The 24,852-nt window shown below is 61.8% G+C and carries 23 protein-coding genes and 1 pseudogene; 16 read left to right on the top strand and 8 right to left on the bottom strand.

Features of this window, described 5'->3' with window-relative positions; translation table 11 throughout:
* Positions 1–9 precede the first annotated feature (9 nt).
* Positions 10–327: a hypothetical protein gene (locus tag JQR87_RS19725; protein ID WP_407294004.1), complete on the top strand. Its 318-nt coding sequence runs from the start codon at positions 10–12 to the stop codon at positions 325–327.
* Between the two features lie 157 nt (positions 328–484).
* Here the strand turns inward: JQR87_RS19725 and JQR87_RS19720 are convergent.
* Positions 485–563 (bottom strand): annotated as a pseudogene (locus tag JQR87_RS19720) (hypothetical protein); the annotation flags it as partial.
* A gap of 30 nt (positions 564–593) precedes the next feature.
* Here JQR87_RS19720 and JQR87_RS19715 point away from each other — a divergent pair.
* The 4 genes from JQR87_RS19715 (at position 594) to JQR87_RS19700 (ending at position 5,674) form a co-directional block, all read left to right on the top strand.
* Positions 594–1,304 (top strand): class I SAM-dependent methyltransferase, encoded by a 711-nt coding sequence (locus tag JQR87_RS19715; RefSeq protein WP_407294005.1) that lies wholly within the window; start codon positions 594–596, stop codon positions 1,302–1,304.
* A gap of 339 nt (positions 1,305–1,643) precedes the next feature.
* Complete coding sequence (locus JQR87_RS19710) at positions 1,644–3,479, top strand: ABC transporter ATP-binding protein (RefSeq protein WP_407294008.1); 1,836 nt, start codon at positions 1,644–1,646, stop codon at positions 3,477–3,479.
* A gap of 161 nt (positions 3,480–3,640) precedes the next feature.
* A complete protein-coding gene (locus tag JQR87_RS19705) occupies positions 3,641–4,045 on the top strand; it encodes a hypothetical protein (protein WP_407294010.1) in 405 nt (134 codons plus the stop codon).
* 147 nt (positions 4,046–4,192) lie between these two features.
* Positions 4,193–5,674, top strand: a complete 1,482-nt coding sequence (locus JQR87_RS19700) for a YdgA family protein (protein WP_407294012.1) — start codon at positions 4,193–4,195, stop codon at positions 5,672–5,674.
* Positions 5,675–5,796: 122 nt separating this feature from the next.
* On the opposite strand, the gene JQR87_RS19695 is transcribed toward JQR87_RS19700, so the two are convergent.
* Entirely contained in the window at positions 5,797–7,614 is a 1,818-nt protein-coding gene (locus tag JQR87_RS19695; protein ID WP_407294014.1) for a bifunctional metallophosphatase/5'-nucleotidase, read from the bottom strand.
* A 320-nt stretch (positions 7,615–7,934) separates the two neighbouring features.
* Here JQR87_RS19695 and JQR87_RS19690 point away from each other — a divergent pair, with 320 nt between their 5' ends.
* The 3 genes from JQR87_RS19690 (at position 7,935) to JQR87_RS19680 (ending at position 10,542) form a co-directional block, all read left to right on the top strand.
* Positions 7,935–9,266, top strand: a complete 1,332-nt coding sequence (locus tag JQR87_RS19690) for a TrkH family potassium uptake protein (protein WP_407294016.1) — start codon at positions 7,935–7,937, stop codon at positions 9,264–9,266.
* Complete coding sequence (locus tag JQR87_RS19685) at positions 9,256–9,939, top strand: potassium channel family protein (RefSeq protein WP_407294018.1); 684 nt, start codon at positions 9,256–9,258, stop codon at positions 9,937–9,939. The genes JQR87_RS19690 and JQR87_RS19685 overlap by 11 nt, the downstream gene beginning before the upstream one ends.
* 111 nt (positions 9,940–10,050) lie before the next feature.
* On the top strand, positions 10,051–10,542 hold the full coding sequence (locus tag JQR87_RS19680) for a DUF4126 domain-containing protein (protein WP_407294019.1): 492 nt from the start codon (positions 10,051–10,053) through the stop codon (positions 10,540–10,542).
* Between the two features lie 155 nt (positions 10,543–10,697).
* Here the strand turns inward: JQR87_RS19680 and JQR87_RS19675 are convergent, their stop codons facing one another.
* The 3 genes from JQR87_RS19675 to JQR87_RS19665 all read right to left on the bottom strand — a co-directional run bounded on the left by JQR87_RS19675 (position 10,698) and on the right by JQR87_RS19665 (position 13,380).
* The gene (locus JQR87_RS19675) at positions 10,698–11,516 is read right to left on the bottom strand and encodes a hypothetical protein (RefSeq protein ID WP_407294022.1); all 819 of its coding nucleotides are present in this window, start codon (positions 11,514–11,516) and stop codon (positions 10,698–10,700) included.
* 461 nt (positions 11,517–11,977) lie between these two features.
* Positions 11,978–12,820, bottom strand: a complete 843-nt coding sequence (yghU, locus tag JQR87_RS19670) for a glutathione-dependent disulfide-bond oxidoreductase (RefSeq protein WP_407294024.1) — start codon at positions 12,818–12,820, stop codon at positions 11,978–11,980.
* A gap of 176 nt (positions 12,821–12,996) precedes the next feature.
* Positions 12,997–13,380, bottom strand: a complete 384-nt coding sequence (locus JQR87_RS19665; RefSeq protein WP_407294026.1) for a winged helix-turn-helix transcriptional regulator — start codon at positions 13,378–13,380, stop codon at positions 12,997–12,999.
* A 152-nt stretch (positions 13,381–13,532) separates the two neighbouring features.
* Here JQR87_RS19665 and JQR87_RS19660 point away from each other — a divergent pair, with 152 nt between their 5' ends.
* The 3 genes from JQR87_RS19660 (at position 13,533) to JQR87_RS19650 (ending at position 16,024) form a co-directional block, all read left to right on the top strand.
* Positions 13,533–14,144, top strand: coding sequence for an NAD(P)-dependent oxidoreductase (locus tag JQR87_RS19660; RefSeq protein WP_407294028.1), 612 nt, complete (start codon positions 13,533–13,535; stop codon positions 14,142–14,144).
* Between the two features lie 12 nt (positions 14,145–14,156).
* Positions 14,157–14,621, top strand: coding sequence for a nuclear transport factor 2 family protein (locus JQR87_RS19655; protein WP_407294031.1), 465 nt, complete (start codon positions 14,157–14,159; stop codon positions 14,619–14,621).
* Between the two features lie 158 nt (positions 14,622–14,779).
* Complete coding sequence (locus tag JQR87_RS19650) at positions 14,780–16,024, top strand: multidrug effflux MFS transporter (protein ID WP_407294033.1); 1,245 nt, start codon at positions 14,780–14,782, stop codon at positions 16,022–16,024.
* Between the two features lie 322 nt (positions 16,025–16,346).
* Here the strand turns inward: JQR87_RS19650 and trpA are convergent, their stop codons facing one another.
* Positions 16,347–17,156: a tryptophan synthase subunit alpha gene (gene trpA / locus JQR87_RS19645; protein ID WP_407294035.1), complete on the bottom strand. Its 810-nt coding sequence runs from the start codon at positions 17,154–17,156 to the stop codon at positions 16,347–16,349.
* Entirely contained in the window at positions 17,153–18,364 is a 1,212-nt protein-coding gene (trpB, locus tag JQR87_RS19640) for a tryptophan synthase subunit beta (protein ID WP_407294037.1), read from the bottom strand. The genes trpA and trpB overlap by 4 nt, the downstream gene beginning before the upstream one ends.
* A gap of 131 nt (positions 18,365–18,495) precedes the next feature.
* Here trpB and JQR87_RS19635 point away from each other — a divergent pair, with 131 nt between their 5' ends.
* The 3 genes from JQR87_RS19635 to JQR87_RS19625 all read left to right on the top strand — a co-directional run bounded on the left by JQR87_RS19635 (position 18,496) and on the right by JQR87_RS19625 (position 20,848).
* A complete protein-coding gene (locus JQR87_RS19635; RefSeq protein ID WP_407294038.1) occupies positions 18,496–19,380 on the top strand; it encodes a LysR family transcriptional regulator in 885 nt (294 codons plus the stop codon).
* A gap of 366 nt (positions 19,381–19,746) precedes the next feature.
* Positions 19,747–20,049: a hypothetical protein gene (locus tag JQR87_RS19630; protein WP_407294041.1), complete on the top strand. Its 303-nt coding sequence runs from the start codon at positions 19,747–19,749 to the stop codon at positions 20,047–20,049.
* 136 nt (positions 20,050–20,185) lie between these two features.
* A complete protein-coding gene (locus JQR87_RS19625; protein ID WP_407294042.1) occupies positions 20,186–20,848 on the top strand; it encodes a NirD/YgiW/YdeI family stress tolerance protein in 663 nt (220 codons plus the stop codon).
* A gap of 107 nt (positions 20,849–20,955) precedes the next feature.
* On the opposite strand, the gene galE is transcribed toward JQR87_RS19625, so the two are convergent.
* Positions 20,956–22,023 (bottom strand): UDP-glucose 4-epimerase GalE, encoded by a 1,068-nt coding sequence (gene galE, locus JQR87_RS19620; RefSeq protein ID WP_407294044.1) that lies wholly within the window; start codon positions 22,021–22,023, stop codon positions 20,956–20,958.
* A gap of 412 nt (positions 22,024–22,435) precedes the next feature.
* On the opposite strand from galE, the gene JQR87_RS19615 reads away from it, so the two are divergent.
* Both JQR87_RS19615 and glf read left to right on the top strand, forming a co-directional pair.
* Entirely contained in the window at positions 22,436–23,620 is a 1,185-nt protein-coding gene (locus tag JQR87_RS19615) for a glycosyltransferase family 1 protein (protein WP_407294046.1), read from the top strand.
* A complete protein-coding gene (gene glf, locus JQR87_RS19610; protein ID WP_407294049.1) occupies positions 23,608–24,846 on the top strand; it encodes a UDP-galactopyranose mutase in 1,239 nt (412 codons plus the stop codon). Before JQR87_RS19615 ends, glf begins: the two co-directional genes overlap by 13 nt.
* Positions 24,847–24,852 lie beyond the last annotated feature (6 nt).

Genomic DNA, 24,852 nt, shown 5'->3' with positions numbered 1-24,852 from the left:
TAACTTGTCATGCGCAATGTCTCCTCAGGCGACGCCATTACTAAAATTGGCGTTCGGTTCAGATTGCTTTTTATGGTCATGTTCTTGGTGGCTGTCGCAATTTTCGCTTTTGGAAAGATCAACTGGGGCTACAAAACCGTCCCGGTCGATCCCGAAGCTACTGCAGCTGTGATTGATTACCTGCATACAGACGGCACCCATCTGCAGTTTCGAGACCAGCAAGGTCGTTGTGGGCAAGTGAAGGACGGCTTGGGGTTCGTTCGCTATATCGTCGATGAAAAAAAACGTCGTTCATATGGATACTTTCGGGCTAGAGAAGTCCTTTGAAAAAGCATGGCGCGACTCGCCGTGCTGGTATCCGCCGATGAGGCCGTCGTCTGATTAATGGCTAGCCAGCGGGCTTGGAGTGGGTGACAAGACAGAAAGGGAAAACGGGACAGATTATTTTTCCGAAGGCTGCTAGCTTCAGATAACCCTGTCCCGCTGTCGGGCTGGTTGCAGGTATCGGCGCCGCCATGCAGCACCAGCGTCGGTAGCGACAAAAGGGGCGCCGGGTGCAGACGCGCCGTTCAGGCAAGAATCTGGAGGCTGAGATGCACCAAGACGAGGTCAGGGCCATATTCGATCGGCAGGCCGCCGGCTACGATTCGCAGTGGGCTAAAACTGCGGCCATCAACGATTGCTTGTATCTCCTTCTGAATGCGTTGCTCACCGACTTGCCTGCTGACGCGCGGATTCTCTGTGTAGGTGCGGGAACGGGTGCGGAGATGGCCTACCTGGCCAGCCGGAATCCCGCGTGGCGGTTTACCGCTGTGGAGCCTTCCGGGCCCATGCTTGATGTCTGTCGACAGCGGGCAGCCAAGGACGGATTCGCCGCTCGCTGTTATTTCCATGAAGGCTACCTTGACTCACTCCCGACGGCCGAGCCGCATGATGCGGCCACGTGCTTTTTGGTGTCCCAGTTCATCCTGGATCAACATGCACGCTCGGAATTCTTTCGACAGATCGCGTCCAAGCTCAAGCCGGGCGGGACGCTCGCCAGTTCCGATCTGGCATCGGACGTGACGTCGGCCGACTATGAAGTGCTGTTGCTTGGCTGGGTTCACATGATGGCCGCGGCGGGTATTTCGCCTGAGGAGATGGCGCGCATACGCAGAGCCTACGCTCATGATGTGGGTGTGCTCCCACCGCACAGAATTGCATCCATGATCGAGGCAGGCGGCTTCGCGTCTCCGGTGCAGTTCTTTCAAGCTGGGCTGATTCATGCCTGGCTTTCGAAGCGTGCCGTGAGCGCTGCTGGCTAACGATTCGCAGGCCATGCGATCTTGATCCCGCCGTATCATGCCTGCCCGCCATCGGCGTGTCGGTCTTCGCTGCGCTCGGAGGCCGGTCGCTAGGCAGCCGGGACGTAACGCGTGGAAAAGGCTCCGCCGTTTTTCATCCTACGTAATGCCCGGTGTCGGCAGAGGGATACGGAGTAGCGTAGGGTGAACATCGCCCCCGCTTGCCCACCCATGCGAATCGACCGGAAGGGCATGGGTTTGCGAAACACTCGCGGGCTCGGGGCGTCCAACCGACATGCCGCGCCCGATCAGTCGTATTTCAGATTCCACCCGCCCACTCGCCAGAGCAGACCGTACCCCATGTTGTTCAGCCGTTTCGAAAGCCTGATCGATGTCTTCAAGCCCAGCCCGGACGTCGCGCCGCCCGCCGGGATGCTGCGCTTCTACAGACACTACCTGAAGCAGGTCTGGCCGCTGATGACCGCCGTGCTGGTGGTCGGCTTTTTCGCGGCGGTGATTGAAGTCGCGTTGTTCAGCTTTCTCGGCCAGCTGATTGATATGGCGCAGACGACCGATGACGCGCAAACCTTCTTTGCCGAACACCGCAACGCATTGCTGTGGATGGCGGTGGTGGCGCTGGTCATCCGGCCTCTGGTGTTCGGCCTGCACAACCTGCTGACCCATCAGGCGATCAACCCGGGGCTGACCAATCTGATCCGCTGGCAGAACCACCGTTATCTGCTCAAGCAGAGCCTGAATTTCTTCCAGAACGACTTTGCCGGCCGCATCGCCCAGCGCGTGATGCAGACCGGCCCCTCGCTGCGCGATTCAGCCATGCAGGTGATCGATGCCCTGTGGCATGTCGTGGTCTATGCCGGCAGCGCGTTGTATCTGTTCGCGGCTGCTGATGTGCGCCTGATCGTGCCCCTGATGTTGTGGATCATTGGGTACAGCGCTGCGCTCTGGTACTTCGTGCCGCGCATCCGAGCGCGCTCGGCGGCTGCTTCCGCTGCGCGCTCCAAGGTAATGGGGCGAGTGGTGGACGGTTACAGCAACGTCGCCACGCTCAAGTTGTTCGCTCATTCACGTGAAGAGGAAAGCTACGCGCGCGAGGCCATGCAGGAGCTGCTTGGCAAGTTCCGCCTGCAGTCGCGCGTCATCACCAGTCTGGATTTTCTCATCACCTGCATGAACGGTCTGCTGATCGTCGGCACCGGCGCGCTGGCGCTGTGGTTGTGGAGCGAGGGATTGATTACCACCGGGGCCATTGCCCTGGCGCTGGGCCTGGTTATTCGCATCAACAACATGGCCGAGTGGATCATGTGGGTGGTCAATGGCATCTTCGAGAATGTCGGCACCGTGCAGGACGGCATGCAGACCATCGTTCAGCCGCGGCACGTGGTCGACCGCGACGACGCCAAGCCGCTCAAGGTGGAGCAGGGCGGTGTTCGCTTCGAGGATGTGCATTTTCACTACGGCAAGCAAGGCGGCGTGATCAGCGGCCTGTCCATCGACATACGCCCCGGCGAGAAAATCGGCTTGGTCGGGCCTTCCGGTGCCGGCAAGTCGACCCTGGTCAACCTGCTGCTGCGCCTCTATGACCTGGAAAGCGGACGCATCCTCATCGACGGTCAGAACATTGCCGAGGTCAGCCAGGAGAGCCTGCGCGCCAACATCGGCATGGTCACGCAGGATACGTCGCTGCTGCACCGCTCGATCCGCGACAACCTGCGCTACGGCAGGCCCGACGCCAGCGATGAGGAACTATGGGCCGCGGCGCGCAAGGCACGCGCGGATGCTTTTATCGCCACGCTGGACGACAGCCAGGGTGGCCTGGGCTTCGAGGCCAAGGTGGGTGAGCGCGGCGTCAAACTCTCCGGCGGGCAGCGCCAGCGCATCGCCATCGCCCGAGTGCTGCTCAAGAACGCACCAATCCTGGTGCTGGACGAAGCCACCTCTGCGTTGGATTCGGAAGTCGAATCAGCGATACAGGAAAGCCTCGACAGCCTGATGGAGGGCAAGACGGTGATCGCCATTGCGCACCGGCTGTCGACCATCGCCCGTATGGATCGGCTGGTGGTGATCGACCAGGGCCAGGTGATCGAGACCGGCACGCACGCTGAGCTGATCGAGCGGGGCGGTCTCTATGCGCGTCTGTGGCATCACCAGACAGGTGGCTTTGTCGGTGTCGATTGATATGGAGCGCAGGCGAGAACGCGACGCGAAGGTGCTGCTGCTCACCTGAGCCGACGCCACCGCCAAGCGCTCGCTGGCTGCACGATCGCTGTGGGGTATCGCTTCGCTCAACGTCATCCTAGGGTTGGTTCACTTTGGCCGCTTTCGATAAGGGAACGTGCATGGACAGTCGAGAGTTCGTTTGGGCTCATTTCAAGCTCAATGCCGAGCAGCGCCTGCGGGGGTTCAACTTCTTCGTGGTGCTGGCGATCTTTGCCGATGGCGGCGTGCTGACGGCGCTGGAGCGGGGCTTCTCGCCGGGGCTGCTGGTGTTGTTGGGGGCTTTTACCGTGCTGCTGGCGCTGGTGTTCTGGCTGGTGGATGCACGCAGTCGTCAGCTGTTGCAACTGACCATCACGGCGCTCAAGGAGATGGAAAGTGATTTTCCGGTCAGTCACCGGCTGTTTGCCGCCGATGCGCTGGGCCAGAGCAGGGTCATCAGCTACACCTTTGCCATACGTGCGTTGCTGCTGGCGCAAATGGGGTTTGGGCTAGGCGTGCTCGCCTATGGGCTGTATCGATGGTGAAGGCACCTGGATGTGTTGCCGTGTTCTCACCCTTCCGATTCCGCTGCTTGAGGCGCTGGAGCCTGCACAGGCGCGCTGATAGAGTGCCGCCGCTTGCCCACCATCGGCTGACAGGATGTCTGCCCAGCCGCCGCACAGGATGCTTTCATGAAAAAGCTCGCACTCGCCGTTGCCGTACCTCTGGCCCTGATCGGGGCCGCCACGTTCTACACCAGCACTCAGGTCGAATCCACCGCGCGCGACGCGGTCGACCAGGCCAATAGCAAGCTGCGCGAGATGAGCCTTGGCACCGGTGCCGACGTCACCGTACAGATGCTCAGTTTTGACCGCGGTTTTCTGTCCAGCGATGTCCGCTATCAGGTCGATGTCCACTTGCCGGATGACGAGGGCAACACGCGGCACTATTCGGTGCTGATGCAAGACCACCTCGAGCACGGCCCCTTCCCGCTTTCCCGCCTGGCCCGTGGTCGGCTGATGCCGGTTGCGGCGCAAAGCCATGCCCAGCTGGAACGGTCGCCGCTGACCGAAAAGCTGTTCGAAGCCGCATCGGGTGAAGTCCCGCTGGTGAGCGATGTCGCCATCGGCTACGACGGCAGTCAGCAGGGTGAACTGCGCTCGGCTGCGTTCAACCTGCAAGACGAACAGGGCACGGTTCGTGTCGCGCCCGGTGTCATCACCTTCGATGTGGCCAAAGACGCCACTGCTGTTCGCATGGATGGCGAGCTGCCGGAAGTGGACATCAACCTGCAGGGCAGGGAAGGCGGCAAGCCTGTACGCTTTAGCCTGCGCAACATCGGCCTGAGCGCCGATAACCATGAAGACGCCAACGGCTTCGCCCTGGGGCCGTCAGCTGTCACGCTTGAGCGTATGGAAATCCAAGCTGGCGACGACCCGGCCATGGTCATCCAGAACGCATCGTTCAACGGTGCAATGACTGAGGGCGAGCGCGGCCTTGATGTGTCGACCGGCTACCGTATCGGTCAGGTGGACGTGCAAGACCAGCGTTTCCGCAATATCGCGTTTGTCCTCAGTCTGCGCCACCTCGATGGTGCCAGCCTCAAGGCACTGATCGAAAGCTACACGCAAATGCTCGACAGCAGCGCCACCCCGCAGGACGCCTTCGCCGACATTACCGCCGCCCAGCAGCAGGCGCTGCAGATGGGTGCCGTACAGCTGCTTGAGCACAAGCCGACCCTGGCACTCGACGAGTTCGGTTTCGAAACGGCCAACGGTGCGGCCCGTCTGTCCGTAATCATCGACCTGCAAGCCCCGAGCGAGGATGCTTTTACTCCTGACGCGATGATCGCCAGCATGCTCACGTCCCTGAAAGCCGAGGCGGGTGTCGACAAAGGGCTGGTACGCGACATGGCGAGCCTTGTCGCTCAGCGCGAGCAGCTCGACGTCCAGGCTGACCCGGCTGCGTTGCAGCAGCAGGCCGCGATGACAAGCGAGATGTTCAGCGGCATCGCGCTTGGTACAGGTTGGTTCCAGCTGCAAGGCGACCGGCTGGCCAGCTCGCTGCACTACGCCAACGACAAGGTGACCCTGAACGGTCGAGAGATGAGCGTGCAGGAATTCATCGGCTTCGCCTTCGGGTCAGTATCGGGTGCTGGTCTGCTCGGCCAGTGAGCAATCGATGCATGTGAAGAAGGCGGCTCAGGGCCGCCTTCCTTGTTTCTGCGGCAGACCCACAGCCGCTACACGTAACGAAAGCGCCGGGCAGACCGATGCCCGGCGGTTTGCTCGGGTAATCAGTCCACCCGCACGATCCGTCCTTCGATGCTCCCGCTGAACGGCTGCGGCAGGGCTTCGATGTAATCCACCAGCGCATCCAGATCCACCGGACCGACGACGCGGTTGGTGCCTTCGTTGAGGATGGTGAAGTTATCGCCGCCGCCCGCGAGGAAGGAGTTCACGGTGACGCGGTAGGTTGCGGCAGGGTTGATGAGCGCGCCGGTGGCGTCGCGCATTTCGATCACGCGGTTACCTATGGGGCGGCTGGCGGACCAGCTGTACTGGATGCCGGAGGGTTTGAGCAGGCGCGCGTAGCTCTGGCCGATCCACTGCTGTTCGAGCAGCGTCTTGATCTGCGCGCCGGTCAGGTCCATGGACACCAGATCGTTGGCGAAGGGCTGGATAGCGAACAGCTCGCCCCAGGACACCTCTCCGCCCGCCAGATCCGCACGGATGCCGCCCGGATTCATAAAGCTGATCTGCGCGTCGGTGGCCACACGCTGAGCATCGGCAATCAAGTTGCCCAGTGCTGACTCGCCGGCTGGCGTTTCGGTGCGGGTGATGTCGCCCTGGGCAACGCCTACTACGCGCGCTACCAGCGGCTCGACGCGTGTATCGGCCTGTGCCACCAGTGCGGCGACCTCCGGGTCTGGCGTCAGGCCGACGCCCTGGTCGGCCCAGGTGGTGAATACGGCGGCCGATTTCTCGACGACATCGCGGCTGCGGCGGCTTACCGTCAGTTCGATATCGGCATAGGCGGTGCCGGCCGAGAAGGCCTGGGTCACCAGGATCGGTTTGCCGTTGGCGTTGGGCACCAGAGCGTTGGTGAAGCCATGAGCGTGACCGGAAATGACCACATCCACGTCGTCATCCAGGCGCTTGATGATGTCGACCACCGGGCCGGTAACCGTGTCGGCTTCCGGATTGGTCGGCCCCTCATAGCTGGTCTGCTGGCCGCCCTGATGCAGCGCGACGACGATGGCGCGCACACCATGGCGGCGCAACTCGGCCACCGACTGGTTGATGGCATCCGCTTCGTCGATGAAGCGCAAGCCGGCCACCCCGCTCGGCGAGACGATGGAGGGGGTTTCCTTGAGCACGGCGCCGATCACGCCGATGCGCACGCCTTCGCTGTAGTAGATGGAGTAGGGCGGCAACAGGGATTCGCCGGTGCTCTGGTCGATCACGTTGCTCGATACCATCGGAAAGCGCGCCCCTTGCCACGGATCTTCGAGAAAAGGACCGTTGCGATGGTTGCCTCCGGTGTGCAGGCGCAGCAGCTCGTCGCGGCCATCGTCGAACTCGTGGTTGCCAAGCGTACCGATGACGTTGCAGCGCTGCTGGGCAAAAGGCTGCACGCTCCGCGGCATCTGCATTTGCCGGCTGAACGCGCGGCATTGGGCGTTTGCCAGCAGGTTCAGGAAGCTGATGGAGGGTTCGTCCTGCAGCAGCGCGGAGTTGGGCGGGGAAGCGCCCACCTGATCGCCGTCGTGCACGATGAGGGTATTGTCGTTACTGGCGGCCTTCAGATAAGCCGCCAGCACCGCCGCACCACCAGCGGGACGGCCGGCCACGCTCCGGGGCGAAAGCTGGCCGTGGAAATCATTGATGCTGAGCAGGTTGATCGATACCACCGGCTCGACCCGCCAGTCGGGGGCGCGCCAGCTGCGGCGTTCGCTGGCCTGCTGTCGAGCCTTCAGGCCATCCAGACGCTCTTCACGGAAGTCCCGCTCAATGGAACCGTGTTGGGCCTGTACTTGCGTTTGTGCCAGCGTCGGGGCGGCTATGCCGACCAGACAGGCGGCGAACAACCAATCCAGGATGCGCGTGCGCATGAGTGTTTCCTCGGTGCGGTGGGGTCCGACAGAAACTAGAAAGCGCAGGTGGCAAGTTGATGACTGATTCTTGGCGGTTTTGCGTGAGGCGACGTACGGTTGGCTGCAGCGCCGCGTTCGGCTGTCGGTGAACGGGTGCGGGCAAGCTCGGTCGATAGGGAAACTACGTAGCGCCAGTGCTTGAACAGCGCAGGGGGTAATGCGTTTGCTATCGTTGCGCCACTGTCCAGATTGGCTCTCACGGCGAACGGTCCTGCCCGGAGGCGCTGGGGCTCAAAGGCCACGACACCGATGAGGCTAAACATTCAGGGAACAACCTTTTGCTCAGCAATGCAGCTCGCCGACCGGCTCGTCTCATCCCGCTCGCCTTTCTTGCCGCAACTGTGCTGGGCACGGTGCTGCTGTTACTGCCGGTGTCGACCACCGGACCAGACAGCGCGTCATTCCTGACGGCGTTGTTCACAGCGGTCTCGGCCGTCTGCGTGACAGGGTTGATCGTGCAGGACACGGCGACCTATTGGTCCTTCTTTGGCCAGTGCGTAATCCTGCTGCTGTTTCAGGTGGGTGGCTTCGGCATCATGAGTGGCGCGACGCTGCTCGGGCTTTTGGTCAAACGTCGGCTGCAGCTCAGCAGCCGTATCGTCGCGCAGCAGGAGACGCGGTCGTTGGGTCTTGGTGACGTGACCGGTGTTCTGCGGCTGATTCTGCTTGTCACCGTGGGCGTAGAGCTGGTCGTTACGGCCATTCTCACCCTTCATCTGCATTTCACCTATGACCTGTCCTGGCCAAAGGCGCTCTGGGACGGCCTCTTTCACGCTGTATCGGCGTTCAACAACGCGGGCTTCTCAACCTATTCGGACAGCCTGATGAGCTTCGCGACAGACCCGGTGGTGCTGGTGCCCATCATGGTTGCTCTGATCATTGGCGGTCTGGGCTTTCCGGTGCTCTATGAGTTCCGCCGGGATCAGCGCGGCAAGCCATGGACGATCCATACCCGCATCACGCTCTGGGGTTCGGCTGTGCTTCTGCTTGGTGGTACGGCGGCGATTCTGTTCTACGAGTGGAGCAACCCCGGCACGATGGGGGGCATGTCCGTTGGGGACAAGCTGCTGTCCGCTCTCTTCCATTCCGCAGTAGCCCGCACGGCAGGCTTCAACAGCTTGGACGTCGGGCAGTTCGAAGCGCAGACGCTGGCGGTGCACTACTTTCTGATGTTTGTTGGCGGCGGGAGCGCGAGTACAGCTGGCGGCATCAAGGTCACGACGTTCTTTCTGCTGTTCTTCTTCATCTGGGCCGAAATCCGAGGCAATGCCGACACCGTCGCCTTCCGCCGGCGCATTTCCTACCAGACGCAACGTCAGGCGCTGACGGTGCTGTTTCTCGGCTCGCTCACCGTTTGCATCGGCACCATGATCCTGCTCAGTGTGACGGACTACGAACTGGGCATCGTGCTGTTCGAGGCGGTGTCCGCCTTTGCCACGGTCGGTCTGTCCACCGGCATCACGGCGGACCTGCCCCCGTCCGGCCAATTGGTGATCATCGCGCTGATGTTCATAGGCCGGGTTGGGACCATTACCCTGGCGACGGCCCTCGCGCTGCGCAGCGTGACCAAACATTACCGCTATCCGGAGGAGCGCCCCATTGTTGGCTAATCTGTTCGGCAAGAAATTCGAGAATGACAGCGTCGCCGTCATCGGTCTGGGCCGCTTCGGTTCGGCCGTAGCCGACTCGCTGATCTCCATGGGCCATGAGGTGCTGGGTATCGACAGCAATAACGCCAACGTGCAGCAGTGGGTCGATCAGTTGACCCACGTGGCCCAGGCCGATGCGACCGACATCCGCGCGCTGCGCCAGCTGGGTGTGGATCAGTTCCGCCACGTAGTGGTGAGCATCGGTACCGATCTGGAGGCCAGCGTGCTGACCGTACTTGCCCTGCAGGAGCTGGGCGTGCCCGACATCTGGGCCAAGGCATTGACCAAGCGTCACGGCCTGATCCTCGAGCGCACCGGCGCGCACCACGTCGTCTATCCCGAAACCTCCATGGGCGAGCGGGTGGCACATCTGGTCACCGGCAAGATGTTCGAGTTCATCGAGTTCGACGACGGTTTCGCTATCGCCTCGACGCACGCACCGAGCCATATCTACGACAAGACACTCGCCGAGGCCGGCGTGCATAAGCGCTACGGCGTGACCATCGTCGGGGTAAAGCGGCAGCACGAGGATTTCATCTATGCCAAGCCGGAGACGCGGATTCACAAGGGCGACATCCTGATCGTCGCTGGGGAGACCAAGCTTGTGGAGAAGTTCGCCGCGGTCACTGCCTGACCGCTTGCCTTTCGCTTGCCTTTGGAGCGGGATGACCGCTCGGGCATCAGACATGAACGGCAGCTGCTCGGGACCGGTCGCAGATAAAGAGCCCAACCGGAGACCTTGAGCATGACCAATTCGAACAGTGTTCTATGGGGCGCCCTGGCGCTTGGCCTGGTAACCGGCATGCGCAGCATGCTGGCGCCGACCCTGACCAGCCGGGCCCTGGCGGCGCGCGATGACATCGGCGACGCCGACGAGCCCGCCCGCTCCCTCGCCGCACACCGCACACGACAGTTTTTGATGCCTCTCGCCGCGGGCGAACTCCTGGGCGACAAGATGACCTTTGCCCCGGACCGGACGATTGCTGCATCGATAGTGGCGCGTGCCGTCTCCGGGGGCGTTACGGCAGCTGCGTTGGCGGGCGTACGGCGCGAGTCGGTGCTGCTGCCAGCGCTGATCGGCGCGACGGCTGCCTGCCTCTCGGCCAAGATTGGTCTGAATCTGCGTAAACCCTACCAGGACAACCCTGTGACCAACGCCGTGCTAGGGTTCACCGAAGACTGCCTGGCGCTGGCCATCGGCAGTGCAGGGTTGCGGCGGGCGCTGGGTCATCGCTGAGCTCGGGCGGAGTGCGATGGCGTTAGTTGAGGCTGAGCAAAATATAGAAGCGCTGTCGTTTCGAGGCCCTGGGGTCAGAGAACCCTCCACGCCTGTCGGTGGAGCTGGCTAAAACAACGGGCCGCAGCATGCGGCCCGCAGTGGCTGAGGAATGATCAGCTTGAGCGTTGAATCATGCAGATACGGTCGCTGCATGGCTCTTCCCGGGCGCCAACGCTCTCCGTTGCATGATGGGTGCCGACACCTCCACCCAGGCCGGTTATTCCGCCCCCAGTCGGGTTCGCCGTGGCAGTGGTGGTCGGGTAATCCGTACCAGCCCGCTTGGCGCTGCCACCCACATCGTAACGGCCGGTATCGGCAGTTCGCGTGTCGGCGTGAGTCGTCGAGGGGGTTTCGCCTGCGTGGCTTGTGCCTGCTGTGGTGGCCGTTGAGCCACTGGTGCTGTGGTGGCTGGTATCACCGTGGCCGGCCACGGCGGCCGGAGAGCCTACGAATTGCTTGTCGAGATGGCTGTCCCCACCAGTCGCGCCCGCGTAGGGGCTGCTCGGGCCGGAATAGCCGCCTGAACCTCCGGTATGACCCGCGCCGACGCCTTGCTCGTTGACGCTGATGGCGCCGTTGTATTCCAGCGCGTCGCGCGCCTTGGCCAGCTGGTCGTCATCGTAAACGTCGACCGCAATCACCAATGCACCGCGGCGCACCGCTTCGGGGTACGCCTTGGCGTGGTGCCGGTGGCGTTCGTGCGGCTCGTGACCGAACAGCGAGCTGAAGAAGTTCGCGATCTTCGAGTCGTGGTGCGGCCGGTCCACGGTGCTGCTGGTCGTGGAGTAGGGCTCGTCGTACGCATGGATGTCTGCGCTGTCGGCGCCTACGGAATGGATCTGCTCTCGGGCGATGCCACGTGACATCAGGTCACCCTGGGTGCGGTTGGCATCGGTCAGCGTTGGGAACGCTGCAACCAGTGTGTGTTTCATGGTTCACCTCGCGTTGTGTTGAACAACTGGGTATTCCGAGCACTGCGCTTATCCCGGGCCGAATGAGTACAGCTGCCGTAACGATGGCGGCTCATCCGCTCTTCAAGAGCAGCGCTCATGAATATTGGGTCTGGCGGGCCGGCCATAGTTCAGAAAAATAAGCGGTAGCAGGTCGGAGCGCCTCGGTTGAGCAGGCGGCAGCTGGAAGAATAGGATCACCAACGCGTTTTCTGAGCGGAGTTGCGGTAGGGGCTTTCGTAGGCGCGGTCTTGCCCGCGAATGGAGTGAGGCACGGTTTACGAGCCAGTTGGTGCTCAGCGGTATCGGCTTGCGATAAGTCCTGCTCAATCGGGCGTAACGCCCGCGCGGCGCGGCCCCAATTGACGCTCAAGGCCGCTCCCACAACGGAGGTGAGGCCGCCCGCTAGCGAGCGGCCCGCGTCGTTGGTTGGGCGTGGGCGGTCAATCCAGATCCGCCGCGCTGTGGCGTTCAGGTGCCTGTTCGGACTCGTCACCCCAGGTGCGGTTGACCTTGCGTCCACGCACCACGCCTGGCCGCTCGGCGACTTCAGCCGCCCAGCGCTGCACGTGCTTGTAGTCCTGCACGGAGAGGAACTCAGCAGCGTTGTAGAGTTCGCCGCGTACCAGCCCGCCGTACCAGGGCCAGATGGCCATGTCGGCGATGGCGTATTCATCGCCCGCGATGTAGCGATTCTCGGCCAGTTGACGGTCCAGCACGTCGAGCTGGCGCTTGACCTCCATGGCGTAACGGTTGATCGGATACTCGTACTTCTCTGGCGCATAGGCATAGAAATGGCCGAAACCGCCGCCGAGGAAAGGCGCCGAACCCATTTGCCAGAACAGCCAGTTCAGGGTTTCGGTGCGCGCGCGGGTTTCGGTCGGGAGGAAGGCACCAAACTTTTCAGCCAGGTAGACCAGGATCGAACCGGACTCGAACACCCGTAGCGGTTCGCCTTCAACGCTGTGATCGGCCAGAGCCGGAATCTTGGAGTTCGGGTTGACTTCGACGAAGCCGCTGCCGAACTGGTCGCCATCGCCGATCTTGATCAGCCAGGCGTCGTATTCCGCGCCGCTATGACCCAGGGCAAGCAGCTCCTCGAGCATGATCGAGACCTTCACCCCGTTAGGTGTGGCCAGTGAGTAGAGCTGCAACGGATGCTTGCCAACCGGCAGCGTCTTTTCCTCCCGCGCACCGGCCGTAGGGGCGTTGATGCTGGCGAATTTGCCGCCCGAGGGCGCGTCGTGGGTCCAGACCTTCGGTGGGACGTAAGTGCTATCGGGCATGAGAACTCCTCGGGTGGGTGATTGGGACAGTGCGGGACATGCTACGCGTTCGACCGGCGCGGCCGAAATCGAGCCGGTTGATATTGGTCATCGACACCTGCTGGTTTGTTCGGGTGCGCGGGTTGCGAAGACCCGCTACAGCAAACTGCCGACTGCTGGCCAGGAGGCAGGTGACGCTAATCCGCAGTGCCGTGCGCTGAGCGATACGCACGGCGCGATTGGCATACCCGTTCATGATTGGTATCGGCCCATTGCACTAGTGCCAGCATGGGCACCAGGAATCCTCGACCCAGCTCGGTCAGCTGATACTCCACGCGCGGTGGCACTTCTGCATAGAGCGTCCGGTGGACGAAGCCGTCCATCTCCAGCCGCTTGAGCGTGCGCGAAAGCATCTGTTTGGAGATATCACCGATTTCCCGGCTGAGTTCATTGAAGCGCAGCGTGCGCTCGGCCAATGCTTCGAGCACCAGAAAACTCCATTGATCACCAATGCGATCAAGCACGTCTCGGATCGGGCAGGGGTGGTCGAAGATGGGGTTTACGGCATCACCGTGAGGCATCGGGTATCTCCATGGGTGCGTTCAGGTCAGCGTGGCGTGACCAGGTATCAAAAACCTGACTTCTTGTGGGGTAAGGCGGCGAAACGTAGCATTGCTCGCTTCTAAGGTCTACTACACATACCTGGTCCAATTACTAGACGAAAGGATACGCCATGTCTCATATCGCATTGATTGGCGCCTCCGGCTCTGCCGGCTCGCGCATTCTCAAAGAACTAACCGACCGCGGACACAGCGTCACCGCCATCGCTCGCAACCCCGAGCGTATCGCAACGCTCCCGGGAGTCACGGCCGTTGAGGGCGACGCCTTGGATCTGAAAGGCCTGGCCTCGATGCTGCGCGGCCACGATGCCGTCGTCAGTGCGGTCAACTTTATCTCCTCGGAGCCACACATCCTCATCGAGGCGGTACGCACCGCTGGTATCAAACGCTACCTGGTCGTTGGGGGTGCTGGCAGTCTGGAAGTCGCGCCAGGACAGCTGGTGATCGACTTGCCTGATTTTCCCGAGGAGTACAAAGCAGAAGCCGCTGGTGGAGTGTCGTTTCTGAAGCAACTCAGGCAGGAAACGGAGCTGGATTGGACGTTTCTGTCGCCTTCGGCCGAGTTCGTCCCCGGCGAGCGAACCGGGCAGTTCCGCCTTGGCAAGGATGCGCTGCTCAGCAACGAGCAAGGCAGCCGCATCTCTTTTGAAGACTTTGCCGTGGCGCTGGTCGACGAGTTCGAGAAACCGGCGCACGTGCGTCAGCGTTTTACCGTGGGCTACTAAGGAGAACTATTCATGCTTCGCACATTCTTGGTGACAGCGGCGCTGGTGTCCGCTGTGTCCACGACAGCAGTCGCCGGCGACCCGTCGACACGGGATTTCGCAGCCGAGGAAGCCAATCGCGCCTTGGTCATCGAGTTCTATGACCAATTCTTCAACGAGCATAATGTGGATGAGGCTGCGCGTGTCGTAGCTGAAGACTACAAGCAGCACAACCCGGACGTGCCGGACGGGAAAGCCCCCTTCGTTGGCTACTTCACGGGCTTTTTCAAGGACAACCCGCAGTCGCGCGCCCGAATCGTGCGTAGCGCAACGGATGGCGATCTGGTCTACCTGCACGTCCATTCGACCACCGGCCCCCAAGACCGCGGTCAAGCTGTGGTGGATATCTTCCGGGTCGAGGATGGCGTCATCGTCGAACATTGGGACGTGATCCAGGATGTGCCCGCCGAGGCAGCGAACGACAACACGATGTTCTGAACAGCCGTACCGGTGCTCGCCAACGATCCAGAGGTGCAGCATGTCGGATCGTTGGTTTTTTGCACCGCCACATTTTTTCTGAAACCAAGCACGCGTACCGATGGCGCCGACGCGCCTGAGGAGCGGTACGCCTATGTGCACCTGCTCGGAGCTTTTGCGTGAAAGATGCACCGCTGAACCCAGCCACCGATTCGATGGGCCTGAGACTGGTCATCCTGCTTGCCCTGCTGACGGCCCTCGACGCCATGGCGATCGATATGTACTTGCCCGGTATGCCCGCCATCGCAGCGGACTTCGGCGTCACGGATGGCCGTATTCAGCAGACCCTTGCTGTTTTCCTGGCAGGCCTGGCGATAGGCCAGGGCCTGTATGGGCCCGTACTCGATCGATTCGGTCGTCGTCTGCCATTGATTCTGGGGCTGGGGATATTCGTCGCCGGATCGGTGCTGGCGGCGATTGCGCCATCTGTCGAGTGGTTGATGGCTGCTCGTTTTCTCCAGGCCATCGGTGCCGCCGGCGGGCTGGTCGCCCCGCGCGCCATCGTTGCGGACCGTTGCAGTCTGCAGGCCTCGGCGCGTATCTATTCACTGCTCATGCAGGTCATGATGATCGCGCCCATCGTGGCACCGCTGCTTGGCGGCTATGTGTTGGCTCATGGCTCGTGGCGCCTCATCTTCTGGGTCCTCGCCGGGCTTGGCGTCATCGGGCTGCTGTGGAGCATCGCCTCGCTTCCCGACTCGCTGCCCCGGGCGCAACGCGTACCGCTGAGCCTGATCAATACGCTGTCTGCCTACGGCAGGCAGACCCGCCGACCCGCTTTCCTAGCCTACACGCTTGCTGGAGGCTTCATCCTGGGCTCGCTGTTCACCTATATCAGTGCGTCGGCCTTTGTCTTTACCCAACATTACGGCCTCACACCCACCCAATTCAGCTACCTGTTCGCCGCCAACTCCGTTGCGCTCGTCCTCGGGGGAGCGCTCAGCAACATGGCGCTCTCGGTGTGGGCCAATCCACAACGGATCACGCTCGTTGGCGTTGCGCTTCATGTCCTGGCTGGGCTGTCGCTGTTCATGTTGATCCAGACGGACCTCGCTGGCCTCATCAGCTATGGTCTGCTGCTAGGGCTGGCAATCGGGGCGCTCGGCTTGGTATTCGGCAACCTCACTGCGCTGACCATGGGCGATGCCGGTAAACAGACCGGGATCGCCTCTGCCTTGATGGGCGTACTGCAGTACCTGTTGTCTGCTGTCATCGGCTACGTCGTCAGCCTCGCCCCGCAAGGGGCTGGTCTGCTGCCGATAACCATCGCCACCTGCGGCTGCCTCGCGGCGTTGATGACAGTCATCGGCGGCCGCGCCGCTGAACGCGCGCCAACGCAAGCTGAACCGGAGCTGGGGCGTTGAGGGGCTTCGTGCGAGCCTAAATGCAGACCCTCCACGACGCGGCCTCCGAAAAGTTTTGATCGCCAGCAAGCTGGCTCCTACAGGGGAGGCTTGCTGCTGGTCCGGAGAAGCCGCTGCTTTGATCCGGCAGCCGGGCGGGTCGATCAGTAGAGATTCACCGGACGGCTTTTCGTAGGAGCCAGCTTGCTGGCGATCCCGGGCTGCAGGGCAATGTGGGTCGCCCACAAGCCGCTTCCTACAGTGAGATTGGTTACCGCCGTTATGAAAAAGCCGCTGCCCGGCTCATGGTGCAGCGGCTTTGGGTTTCGTTTTGCGGGGGCGCTTAGCTGCGAGCGCCGCGAACCCCTTCGCTCAATTCACGACACAGGCCGAGTACGCCGCTAACGGCTTGTTCGGGCGTTTCGGCACTGGCGATCTGGTCGATCAATGCCGAGCCCACCACCACGCCTTCGGTCAGTCGGGCGATGGCGGCGGCCTGTTCCGGCGTGCGAATGCCGAAGCCGACGCATACCGGCAGATCGGTATGACGCTTGAGGCGTGCCACGGCTTCTTCGACGTGTTCCAGGGTGGCGGAACCGGCACCCGTCACGCCGGCCACCGAGACGTAGTAGACGAAGCCCGAGCTGCCGTTGAGCACGGTGGGCAGGCGCTGGTCGTCGGTGGTCGGGGTGGTCAGGCGGATGAAGTCGATGCCAGCGCTCTGGGCCGGGTCGCAGAGTTCGTCGTTATGCTCCGGCGGCAGGTCGACGACGATCAGGCCGTCGACGCCGGCTTCTTTTGCATCGCTGACGAAGCGCTCTACGCCATAGGCGAAGATCGGGTTGTAGTAACCCATCAGCACCAGCGGGGTACTGCTGTTGGTCTCGCGGAATTCGCGGACCATCTGCAGCGTCTTCGGCAGGTTCTGCTTGGCTGCCAGGGCGCGAATGTTGGCCAGCTGGATCGCCGGGCCGTCGGCCATCGGGTCGGTGAACGGCATGCCCAGCTCGATGACATCGGCACCGGCGTCCGGCAGGCCCTTGAGGACGGCGAGCGAGGTGGCGTAGTCCGGGTCACCGGCGGTGATGAAGGTCACCAGGGCCGCGCGGTTTTCCTGCTTCAACTGTTCGAAGCGCGTCTGCAAACGGCTCATATATGTTCTTCCTGTTCCTCGTAGTGGTGCATGACGGTCTGCATGTCCTTGTCGCCGCGGCCGGAGAGGTTGACCACCATCAGATGCTCCTTGGGCAGCTTCGCCGCGCGCTTGAAGGCTTCAGCCAGGGCGTGGGCGGATTCCAGCGCAGGGATGATGCCTTCCAGGCGGCAGCACTGGTGGAAGGCGGCCAGGGCTTCGTCATCGGTGCAGGGCACGTACTCGACGCGCTTGATCTCGTGCAACCAGGCGTGTTCCGGGCCGACGCCGGGGTAGTCGAGGCCGGCGGAGATGGAATGCGCGTCGGTGATCTGGCCGTCGGCGTCCTGCAGCAGGAAGGTGCGGTTGCCGTGCAGTACACCCGGTGCGCCACCGGCCATGCTGGCGGCGTGCTTGCCGGTGTCGATGCCGTGACCGGCCGCTTCGACGCCGACGATCTGTACCGCTTCGTCATCGAGGAACGGGTGGAACAGGCCGATGGCGTTGGAGCCACCGCCGATGCAGGCGACCAACGAGTCGGGCAGGCGGCCTTCCTTCTGCATGATCTGCTCGCGCACTTCGTTGCCGATTACGGACTGGAAATCGCGGACCATGGCTGGATAGGGGTGCGGGCCGGCAGCAGTGCCGATCAGGTAGAAGGTGTTGTGGACGTTCGTTACCCAGTCACGCAGGGCTTCGTTCATCGCGTCCTTCAGCGTGCCGGTGCCGGCGGTGACCGGGATCACTTCGGCGCCCAGCAGCCGCATGCGGAAGACGTTGGCCTGCTGGCGCTCGATGTCGGTGGTGCCCATGTAGACCACGCACTGCATGCCGAAACGCGCGGCCACGGTGGCGGTGGCCACGCCGTGCATGCCGGCGCCGGTCTCGGCGATGATGCGCTGCTTGCCCATGCGCTTGGCCAGCAGAATCTGGCCGATGCAGTTGTTGATCTTGTGCGCGCCGGTGTGGTTCAGGTCTTCACGCTTGAGGTAGATCTTGGCGCCGCCGAACTCCTCGGTCAGGCGCTCGGCGTAATACAGCGGGCTGGCGCGGCCGATGTAGTCGCGCTGGAAGTAAGCAAGCTCCTCGAGAAATGCGGGATCGTCCTTGGCTTTCTCGTATTCGGCCGCCAGCTGGTTGATCAGTGGCATCAGGGTTTCGGCGACGAACTGGCCGCCGAAGCGGCCGAACAGGCCCCTGGCGTCAGGGCCGCTGCGAAATGAGGTCATGGTCATCTCCTGCGCAATGAGTGACGGCAACCCAGGCGCGAGCAAGGATTGCGCGATGGGCCAGAACTTAACCGACATGGACCGAGAGAAAAAGCGATAAGATCGCGCTGACTTGTCAGGAAAACTCACCTATGCGCAAAGCCCTGCCACCTCTCAATGCGCTGCGTGCCTTCGAGGCCGCGGCACGGCTGCAGAGCGTAAGCCAAGCGGCAGCGGAACTCAGCGTGACCCATGGTGCAGTCAGTCGGCAGATCCGGCTGCTGGAAGACGACCTCGGCGTGGCCCTGTTCAGTAAGGAAGGGCGCGGCGTAAAACTCACCGATGCGGGGTTGCGGCTGCGTGATGCGGCAGGCGAGGCGTTCGAGCGTTTGCGCATCACGTATGGCGAGCTACGCCAGCAAACAGTGGATGCGCCGTTCGTGCTCGGCTGTCCGGGCAGCCTGCTGGCGCGCTGGTTCATTCCGCGCCTGGACAGGCTCAATCGTGACCTGCCGGACCTGCGCCTGCAGCTGTCGGCAAGTGAAGGTGAGCTGGACCCGCGGAGGCCCGGGCTCGATGCCACCCTGTGCTTTGCTGAACCGCCATGGCCGGCCGACATGCAGGTGTTCGAGCTGGCGACCGAATGCATCGGCCCGGTGCTTAGCCCTCACCATCCCAATTGCGCCGCGTTGCGCCAGGCACCGCCGTCGGTGTTGTTCAACGAAGCGCTGCTGCACACCGCGTCCCGACCGCAGGCTTGGCCAGCCTGGGCACAGGGGAACGGTCTTGATCCCAATGCCTTGCGTATGGGGCAGGGCTTCGAGCATCTCTATTTTCTGCTGGAAGCGGCGCTGGCCGGGCTGGGTGTCGCCATCGCGCCGCAACAGCTGGTGGCCGATGACCTGCACCAGGGCCGCTTGCTGGCGCCGTGGGGGTTCGTCCAAACCAGGGCGCGCCTGTCGCTTTGGGTTCCTTCACGGCGCAAGGATCGAAGGGCAGAGCGCCTGGCAGACTGGTTGCGCCAGCAATTGGTGTGATGGGGAGCGGCGCGGATGGTGGCGCATTGAAGCTAGAGCCGTTCCTGCTTCGTTTACAGGTGTGCTGAAGCCCAGACTACGGGAGCGGCAATCCCATACAACAGTGCCGAAAGAGTTTCCATCTAGAAATATTTCGTATCATTTTGGCGCGGTTGCGCGGGAATTTCCCGCAACCGGCACCAAAAGCGCATTTGGCGTTTCGTTTCTTTCGTTGCCGCACGCCACTAAACGGCCGATTCCGTATTTCTCATGAACTCACAAACGGCGCAGGGGCTCACTTTTTATGTGAGCGCCATCCTCTGGTGCTGACGCCCAATCAATCACAGAGGAGAAGCACGATGAATAACAAACTTCACACAATGCTAGGTGGGTATCGCACTCGCAACGGCCATGGCGGCAAGCGCTCCGGCTTTCGCACAAGATGGCGATTTCGGTGTTTGGGACAAGGACAACTCCGGCGTGATCACCATGGGTGAATGGGACACCGGTTTCGATGATGAGAACCTGTTGACCAACTGGGACAGCAACAAAGACGGCATGCTCGACGACAACGAGTACGGTGAAGGTATCTACAACGCCTATGACGCCGACGGTAGCGGCGACTGGAACGAGGAAGAGTACAACGCCTTCCGTGACGACGCTGGCGACGGTGGCTGGCTGGACGTCTAACGTTCTGCACTCATGGAAAAGCCGCCTTGGGCCGTGGCGGCTTTTTCATGATGCGGGCCGCTCGCCGAGCGGTGTCTCGTGAGCATTGAACCCAGGTTCGCCGCTCTACAAAACACCTATCGAAGGAGAGGTTTCTATGAAAACGCTTACGAAAACCCTCGTCGCAACCGTAACCGCCGCTTTGGCTACCTCCTCGCTGGCAGCAGTATCCAGTAACGCACCACGCCCCTACCAGCAGCCGGACGGAACCTGGATAGGTATGAAAGGCACGGTGGAATCGGTCAAGCCGGACTCTTTCATTCTTGACTACGGCATGGGCAGCATCATCGTCGAAATGGACGACTGGGACTGGTACGCCGAAGGTAATGCCTTGAAGAAGGGCGACAAGGTCACGGTCTATGGCGATGTGGATGATGACCTGTTCGAAGTCACCTCGATCGAAGCCAACAGTGTGTACGTTGAAGGTCTGAACAGCTTCTTTTATGCCAGCGCCAACGATGAAGAAACGCTCTGGCGGACGGCGACCTTTGTGCCATCTAGCGAAACCACGATTCAGGGCACCGTCCAGTCAGTCAAAGATCGAGAGCTGACCCTCGATACGGGCGACGGCTCGTTGACCATCAACACCCTGACCATGTCGTATAACCCGGTTGATAAGGAAGGCTTTCAACAGGTCGAAAAGGGAGACCGCATCAGCGTAACCGGGCAGATGGACCCCGCCTTCTTCGGCAATCGCGAATTCAATGCGCAGTCGATCACGACGATTTCCGAAGACAGTAACAAGCCGCAGAACAGCTAACTTCCCATCGTTTTATTTCAGCCCGTTTCGCAGCAGCGAAACGGGCTATTCCACGCGCATGACATCGATAACGCCCTTTGCAGCAACAACCGAGGAGGTTCGGATATTCAGCTGGCCATCGCCGTTTCGGCATTGGCTGCGGGTTGTTCGGTGGCAGTGGCGTCTTTGGCGTAGCCCTGCGGGTTGCTGCTTTGCCAGCGCCAGGCGTCGGTGAGCATTTCCAGCAAACCACGCTCCGCTTCCCAGCCAAGATCGTCGCGGGCTTTGCTCGGGTCCGACCAGCACTGCGCGATGTCACCGGGACGGCGGGCCTTGAACACATGGGGCAGCGGCCGACCGATGACCTCTTCGAAAGCGGTGATCATCTGACGGACCGAATAGCCTCGTCCGGTTCCGAGGTTCCACGTGGAAACACCGTGAACGAGGTCGAGACGCTCCAGCGCCTTGAGGTGCCCTTTGGCCAGATCCACCACGTGGATGTAGTCGCGCACCCCTGTACCGTCCGGTGTCGGGTAGTCCGCGCCGTAAACGCTTAACTCCTTACGACGACCTACCGCCACCTGCAGCATGTAGGGCAGCAGATTGTTGGGAATACCGTTGGGGTCTTCGCCAATCAGACCGGACTCATGCGCGCCAATGGGGTTGAAGTAGCGCAGCAGGGCGATCGACCAGCGTGGGTCGGACTCGGCCAGCCCTTTCAGGACATTTTCAGCCATCAATTTGGACTGGCCATAGGGATTGGTCGGTATGCCGGTCGGGCAGTTTTCGGTGATCGGCATCCTCGGCGAGTCACCGTACACGGTCGCCGATGAGCTGAAAACCAGCTTGAAGATGCCCGCTTCGGCCATCGCCTGGCACAGCGCAATGCTGCCGCTGACGTTGGTTTCGTAATAGCGAAGGGGCTCGCGCACGCTTTCGCCTACGGCTTTAAGGCCGGCAAAGTGCAGCACCGCCTTGACCGGGTATGAGGCAAACAGCGCATTGAGCAATGAGCGGTTGCGCACGTCGCCCTTGACGAACTGAATCTTGCGGCCGGTCAGTAGCTCGACCCGATCCAGCGCGACTTTAGAACTGTTGCAAAGATTGTCCAACACCAGCACTTCGTGGCCAGCTAGCAGGAGCTCCAGCACTGCATGGGACCCGATGTATCCAGCTCCACCCGTGACCAGAATCATGTATCTACCTCGCTTACCAGATTTCGACGCGCACGAGATTGCACGGCTGACCGTATGAGCGCGGCCGCTGCAAGCATCTCCAGGGTTTGGGTCGGCGAGTCGGTCGGTGCTGACTGCAGGAAGCACGCGGGGCCGATGCCGGGTTGAATCAGGCGTCCTGTGATAGGGACGGGGGAAGGTGCAAGCAAGTTCCAGCGAAGCGGCAGTCACCCGATGACCGACCTCTCCGGCAGGGGGCTAGGGAACCTTGGATCATTCGGCGTCGTCCATAGCCGGCGGACAGCGCTTGCGGGTTGGTCTTTTTGTGCTACCGAACGAGCGCCATCAGGTTTTGCTTTGCGCGGGCTGCGCAGGTTTATGCGATGCGGCAGAAGGGAGTCTGGAGGGCATTGCCACCTTTTACGAGGTTTCCATGAGCTGGGCCGGTCCCTACCAATACGAAATTGGCAAATCCCCTGATAAACAAGCGACGCCACCAGAAGTCATCTTCGATGAGCTGGTGCCGACCTTGCTGTGCCTTTCACACCTGCGCTGGAGCTTCGTCTATCAACGCCCTCAGCACCTGATGTCTCGGTTCGCGCGGGACTTCAACGTACTGTTCGTCGAGGAGCCGATTCCCACCGAGGACGCCCAGCCCTGGCTGGAAGTGCGGCCCGAGGAAAATGGCGTGCAGGTACTGATCCCGCGTCTGCCTCAGGGCTGCGGAGGGGACACAGCGCTGCGCGTGCAGCGTGATCTGCTCGACGGCTACCTCGAGAAGCTCGGCGTTAATGAACTCATGCTCTGGTATTACACCCCGATGGCGCTGGGTTATGCCGGTCACCTGAAGCCCAAATTAACCGTTTACGACTGCATGGACGAGCTCTCGGCCTTTCGCGGTGCACCGCCAGAGCTGGTGGAGCGCGAGCGCGAGCTGCTCAAGCGTGCCGATCTGGTGTTTACCGGCGGCTACAGCATCTGGGAAGCCAAGCGCGAGCTGCATGACAACGCGTTCGCTTTTCCCAGCAGCGTCGATGTGGCGCACTTCGCCGAGGCGCGGCGGACCCAGGCAGACCCCGATGACCAGGCTGAAATCCCTCATCCGCGACTGGGGTTCTACGGCGTGATCGACGAGCGCTTCGATATCGAACTGGTCGCTCAGGTCGCCGAGCAGCGTCCGGACTGGCAGTTCGTATTGGTCGGGCCCGTGGTGAAGATAGACCCAGCCGATCTCCCACAGCGGGACAACATCCACTACCTGGGCGGGAAGACGTACGACGAGTTGCCCAGATACCTGGCCGGATGGGATGTGGCGATCATGCCGTTCGCCATGAACGAGTCGACACGATTCATCAGCCCGACCAAGACCCCCGAGTACCTGGCTGGTGGTCGTCCGGTGGTGTCCACGCCAATCAAAGACGTGGTGCGCACTTACGGCGATACCGAGATCGTGTACATCGCGGATACGGCCGAGGCCTTTATCGACGCGGTGGATAAAGCCCTTGCCGATGGCCAGGATCGTGACCATTTGTTGAATACCGCTGACGAGATTCTGGGCGACATGTCCTGGGACCATACCTGGGCGCTGATGAAGGAGAAGATGCTATGCGCGATGTAAGCCTGCGAGACAGCAACCCAGAATACGCAGGCGGTGGCGCCGGCGATGGCTCGTCCAAGCGTCGTGGTTTCGACTACCTCATCGTCGGTGCCGGTTTCGCCGGCAGCGTCCTGGCCGAGCGCCTGGCCGCCGGGCTGAACAAGCGCGTGCTGGTGGTCGATCGCCGCTCGCACATCGGCGGCAATGCCTACGATCACTACGACGAAGCCGGCGTGCTGATCCACCGCTACGGCCCGCACATCTTTCACACCAATGCCCAGCGCATCGTCGATTATCTCTCGCAATTCACCGAGTGGCGGCCATATGAGCATCGGGTGCTGGCGCAGGTAGACGGGCAGGAAGTGCCAATCCCAATCAACATGACCACGCTGAACAAGCTTTACGGCCTGAGCATGACCACCGAGCAGGAAGCGGCGGATTTCCTCGCAAGTCGCGCCGAGCCGGTAGACGACATCCAGACCAGCGAAGACGTGGTGATCAATGGCATTGGCCGCGAGCTGTATCAGAAGTTCTTTCGCGGCTATACCCGCAAGCAGTGGGGGCTGGATCCCTCGCAGCTGGACAAGTCGGTGACCTCGCGGATTCCGACGCGCACCAACACGGATGATCGCTATTTCACCGACACATTCCAGCAGATGCCCAAGTACGGCTACACCAAAATGTTCGAGAAAATGCTCGCGCACCCGAACATCAAGGTGATGACCAATACCGACTACCGCGAGATCCGCGACGAAGTGCAGTACGATCACCTGATCTTCTGCGGGCCGATTGACGAGTACTTCGACTACCGCTTCGGCAAGCTGCCCTACCGCTCGCTGAAGTTCGAGCACAAGCGGCTCGAGCAGGAGCAGTTCCAGGCGGTGGGCACGGTCAACTACCCCAGCGAAGACGTGCCTTACACCCGCATCAGCGAGTACAAGCACCTCACCGGCCAGGTGCATCCACGCACCAGCATCACCTACGAGTACCCTTCGGCCGAGGGTGATCCTTACTACCCGATCCCACGACCGGAAAACGCCGAGCTGTACAAGCGCTACCAGAAGCTGGCGGACGAGACGCCCGGCGTGACCTTTGTCGGCCGGCTCGGCACCTACAAGTACTACAACATGGATCAGGTCGTGGGGCAGGCGCTGGCGCTGTACAAGCGAATCGAGGAGGCCGAGCAGGGCCCTGCGGTGGGCGAGAGCGCAGCGCACAGCCAGTCCCTTGCCGAACAGGCTCCCTGAGAGAGG

The organism is Stutzerimonas stutzeri (assembly GCF_051028275.1).
Taxonomy (GTDB): Bacteria; Pseudomonadota; Gammaproteobacteria; order Pseudomonadales; family Pseudomonadaceae; genus Stutzerimonas; species Stutzerimonas stutzeri_AS.
The sequence above is the reverse complement of the archived record's forward strand: the minus strand, read 5'-3'. Positions and strand labels throughout refer to the sequence as shown.

Excerpts from the sequence above, each read along its gene's own strand:
- JQR87_RS19725 (WP_407294004.1), top strand. The coding sequence starts at position 10 with ATGCGCAATGTCTCCTCAGGCGACGCCATTACTAAAATTGGCGTTCGG.
- JQR87_RS19715 (WP_407294005.1), top strand. The coding sequence starts at position 594 with ATGCACCAAGACGAGGTCAGGGCCATATTCGATCGGCAGGCCGCCGGC.
- JQR87_RS19710 (WP_407294008.1), top strand. The coding sequence starts at position 1,644 with ATGTTGTTCAGCCGTTTCGAAAGCCTGATCGATGTCTTCAAGCCCAGC.
- JQR87_RS19705 (WP_407294010.1), top strand. The coding sequence starts at position 3,641 with ATGGACAGTCGAGAGTTCGTTTGGGCTCATTTCAAGCTCAATGCCGAG.
- JQR87_RS19700 (WP_407294012.1), top strand. The coding sequence starts at position 4,193 with ATGAAAAAGCTCGCACTCGCCGTTGCCGTACCTCTGGCCCTGATCGGG.
- JQR87_RS19695 (WP_407294014.1), bottom strand. The coding sequence starts at position 7,614 with ATGCGCACGCGCATCCTGGATTGGTTGTTCGCCGCCTGTCTGGTCGGC.
- JQR87_RS19680 (WP_407294019.1), top strand. The coding sequence starts at position 10,051 with ATGACCAATTCGAACAGTGTTCTATGGGGCGCCCTGGCGCTTGGCCTG.
- JQR87_RS19675 (WP_407294022.1), bottom strand. The coding sequence starts at position 11,516 with ATGAAACACACACTGGTTGCAGCGTTCCCAACGCTGACCGATGCCAAC.
- yghU (WP_407294024.1), bottom strand. The coding sequence starts at position 12,820 with ATGCCCGATAGCACTTACGTCCCACCGAAGGTCTGGACCCACGACGCG.
- JQR87_RS19665 (WP_407294026.1), bottom strand. The coding sequence starts at position 13,380 with ATGCCTCACGGTGATGCCGTAAACCCCATCTTCGACCACCCCTGCCCG.
- JQR87_RS19660 (WP_407294028.1), top strand. The coding sequence starts at position 13,533 with ATGTCTCATATCGCATTGATTGGCGCCTCCGGCTCTGCCGGCTCGCGC.
- JQR87_RS19655 (WP_407294031.1), top strand. The coding sequence starts at position 14,157 with ATGCTTCGCACATTCTTGGTGACAGCGGCGCTGGTGTCCGCTGTGTCC.
- trpA (WP_407294035.1), bottom strand. The coding sequence starts at position 17,156 with ATGAGCCGTTTGCAGACGCGCTTCGAACAGTTGAAGCAGGAAAACCGC.
- trpB (WP_407294037.1), bottom strand. The coding sequence starts at position 18,364 with ATGACCTCATTTCGCAGCGGCCCTGACGCCAGGGGCCTGTTCGGCCGC.
- JQR87_RS19635 (WP_407294038.1), top strand. The coding sequence starts at position 18,496 with ATGCGCAAAGCCCTGCCACCTCTCAATGCGCTGCGTGCCTTCGAGGCC.
- JQR87_RS19625 (WP_407294042.1), top strand. The coding sequence starts at position 20,186 with ATGAAAACGCTTACGAAAACCCTCGTCGCAACCGTAACCGCCGCTTTG.
- galE (WP_407294044.1), bottom strand. The coding sequence starts at position 22,023 with ATGATTCTGGTCACGGGTGGAGCTGGATACATCGGGTCCCATGCAGTG.
- JQR87_RS19615 (WP_407294046.1), top strand. The coding sequence starts at position 22,436 with ATGAGCTGGGCCGGTCCCTACCAATACGAAATTGGCAAATCCCCTGAT.
- glf (WP_407294049.1), top strand. The coding sequence starts at position 23,608 with ATGCGCGATGTAAGCCTGCGAGACAGCAACCCAGAATACGCAGGCGGT.